1 protein-coding gene is annotated in these 842 nt (G+C 74.3%); it reads left to right on the top strand.

The window, feature by feature from the left end; all coding sequences use genetic code 11:
* Positions 1-802 (top strand): alpha/beta hydrolase (locus FV223_RS28840; RefSeq protein WP_147730025.1); only part of this gene is annotated, 802 nt, incomplete at its 5' end.
* Positions 803-842: the final 40 nt, after the last annotated feature.

Here is an 842-nt window from a genome sequence, read left to right as displayed (position 1 = left end):
GCCCGCGATGCCGCGCAGCGCCCGCGCCGAGACCATGACGATCGACGGCCCCGGCGGCCCGCTGAACCTGCGGGTGATCCGCCCCCGGGCCGGCGTGAAGCTGCGCGGCGCCTACCTGCACATCCACCGCGGCGGCTGGGTCTGGGGCTCGGCCGACGAGCAGGACCCGTGGCTCGAGCGGATCGCCGACACCTGCGGCTTCGTCTGCCTCTCGGTCGAGTACCGCCTCGCCCCCGAGCATCCCTACCCGGCGGCGCTCCTCGATTGCGAGGCGGCGGCGCTCTGGCTCGCCGGCCCGGGCAAGGCCGAGTTCGGCATCTCGGCGCTGACCATCGGCGGCGAATCGGTCGGGGCGCACCTCGCGGTGATGGTGCTTCTGCGCCTGCGCGACAAGCACCGGCTTCCGCGCGCCTTCCGCGGCGCGAACCTGAACGCCGGCTTCTTCGACCTCGGGCTGACCCCGTCGGTGCGCAACTGGGGCGACGAGCGCCTCGTGTGCAACACCACCGACCTCACCGCCTTCGCCGACGGCTACGTCCGCAACGGCATCGACCGGCGCCGGCCGGACGTGTCGCCGATCTACGCCGACCTCAAGGGCCTGCCGCCGGCCCTGTTCACCGTCGGGACCTGCGACCCGCTGCTCGACGACACGCTCTACATGTCCGCCCGCTGGGCGGCGGCGGGCAACGGCGGCCACACGGCGGTCTATCCCGGCGGCTGCCACGTCTTCATCCGCTATCCCGGCGCGATGACGGAGCGGGCGCTGGAGCTGATCGACCGCTTCCTGATGGCGCTCGCCTGAGCCGGCGCGCGGCGGCCGACCCGAGCGCCCTGCCGCCGGC

The sequence above is a fragment of the Methylobacterium sp. WL116 genome (assembly GCF_008039455.1).
Lineage (GTDB): Bacteria > Pseudomonadota > Alphaproteobacteria > Rhizobiales > Beijerinckiaceae > Methylobacterium.
The sequence above is the reverse complement of the archived record's forward strand: the minus strand, read 5'-3'. Positions and strand labels throughout refer to the sequence as shown.